A 1,918-nucleotide genomic window follows, 5' to 3' on the forward strand; every position below is an offset into this window, starting at 1 on the left:
GTCGGGTTCGGGCGGAGGTGCTGCCCGGCCCGCGCTGCGAGCGCGTGCTGTGCTCACTGCGAGGGCTTCACCCCGAGGGCGCCGAAGCGCCCGGGAGATGGTTCCCCCACTCCTGCCAGAAGGGACATCGAGGGGCCTTGGGCGGCTGGCAGGACTCGGCGGACCACCCTCGGCACCGGCTCAGGAGCGAACCGGCGGGCATCACACTAACGAAGGTTTCTACGGATGTCACGTTTGGGTAACGCGCCTGTGGGTAACGCGCCGCATCCTGTGGATTCGACCGGTTCTACAGCCGCAGAGCGCGAATCCGTAACCGGGAGTGGACAAGACGTCGCTGAAGCATCGCATGCGTCGGCGCCGGCGTCGAATCAGGCCGACGCGGTGCTCCCCGTGTCGCCCCGGAGGCGAGCGAGCCGCGCCTCGAGCGACGCGACGCGGTGGGCGTTGCCGGGCAGCGTGATGTAGTCCTCCCCGTAGACCGCGAGGAGGGCGTCGTCGAGACGCCGCACCGCCCCGGGCGGGTACTTGTAGCCCATCCGGCTGCTGACCTGCGACTCGTCCACGCCCCCGAGCACCTGCTCGAGCTGCTCCACGGCGCCGATGCCGAGGTCGGCGAGCAGGCCGGCGATCCAGTCGTAGTGGTCGCCCCGGGACCAGCCGGCATCGGTGTACGTCGTGGCCAGGAACTTCGCGAGGTCCTGCGCGCCGATCCGCGGGCCGGTGCGCCGAGTCACTCCCTCGAGCCCCGCGACGGCCTCGCTCACCTCGGCCGCCTCCTCCGCATCGTCCTCGTCCTCGGTGGGCTCCTCGGGCAGGGCGAGCTGGAGCCGGTCCCGGATCGCGGCGAACTCGCGGTCGGCGAGGTCGAGCAGCCCGGCCGCGAGGGTGAACCGTCGGTCGAGGTCGGAGGCGTACTCGTCGGGCACCGTCCCCTTGTAGCGGATGTCGTGCTCGAACTCGGCCCACGCGTGCTGCAGCACCGTGCGCACCTGCACCGACGCGGTCAGTCGCCGGACCGGCTCATAGCTGGCCGGGATGCTGCGGCTCGCGTCCACCGCGACGAGCAGGTGGCGGCTCGAGTAGCCGAACCGCCCCGCCCGCGCCGTCTCGAGGCCGAGGTCGCGGTCGTCGAGGACGGCGAACTCCTGGCGCAGCAGGTCGGCCACGGCCGAGACGTCGCCGAGGACGTACGTGATGACCCGCACCCCGATCTCGTCGGTGATCTCCTCGCGAATGAGCGCGTCGAGGTCGCTGCGGTGCGGCTGCGCCCGCAGGATCCGCTCGGCCTTGCCGACATATGACTCGACCGTCTTGGTCCGTCCGGTCACGGTGAGGTAGTTGATGCCGGCGTCATCGAGCAGGTCCGTGATCATCTCGACGAACAGGCCGGTCGCGACCTCCAGGCCCGGGCGCCGCGCGGCGTAGGCGGCGGCGGCGCGTCGGATGGCGCCGCGGCGCTCGCGGGAGCTGGCACGTGTCATGCCCCCCATCCTGCCGGGTCACCCGCACGGCGCTGACAGAACCGCCGCAGCGGTTCGGCGGTCAGCTCGTCAGCGAGGGCGCGGTAGCGCTGGGCGGCCTGCTCCCGCAGTCCAGTTCGCCACGCGAGGTCGGCGAGGGCGAGCCTCGCGTCACGACGGGCGTATGCCGCTGCGCTTGCTTCCAGCTCGAGCAGCTCGTTCTCGACGTGGCGCAGCTCGGGGGCGTCACCGTCGGCGAGGGCCCGGTGCATCCGGGCGGCCAGGTGCGCCACGGTGACGGAGGGGGAGCGCCAGACCTGCGCGAGGGCGCCGTAGAGCGTGACGACGGCGTCCCAGTCGGTCTCGGCGAAGGACGGCGCGACGGAGTGCGGGCCCGAGATCGCCGCCTCGAGGGTGAACCGCCCCACGCCCTCCTCCCGTCGAGAGGCCACCAACCG

The 1,918-nt window shown here is 72.3% G+C and carries 1 protein-coding gene and 1 pseudogene; both read right to left on the bottom strand.

From position 1 onward, the window contains the following. Positions 1–368: 368 nt before the first annotated feature. The gene (locus N864_RS21895) at positions 369–1,481 is read right to left on the bottom strand and encodes a GTP pyrophosphokinase (protein ID WP_034722497.1); all 1,113 of its coding nucleotides are present in this window, start codon (positions 1,479–1,481) and stop codon (positions 369–371) included. Then, a pseudogene (locus tag N864_RS21900) lies at positions 1,478–1,918 on the bottom strand (DUF6596 domain-containing protein); the annotation flags it as partial. The gene N864_RS21895 and the pseudogene N864_RS21900, both read right to left, overlap by 4 nt.

Source organism: Intrasporangium chromatireducens Q5-1, from assembly GCF_000576575.1.
Lineage (GTDB): Bacteria > Actinomycetota > Actinomycetes > Actinomycetales > Dermatophilaceae > Intrasporangium_A > Intrasporangium_A chromatireducens.

Bases quoted from the DNA above. Each gene is read 5' to 3' on its own strand.
- N864_RS21895 (WP_034722497.1), bottom strand. From the start codon at position 1,481: ATGACACGTGCCAGCTCCCGCGAGCGCCGCGGCGCCATCCGACGCGCC.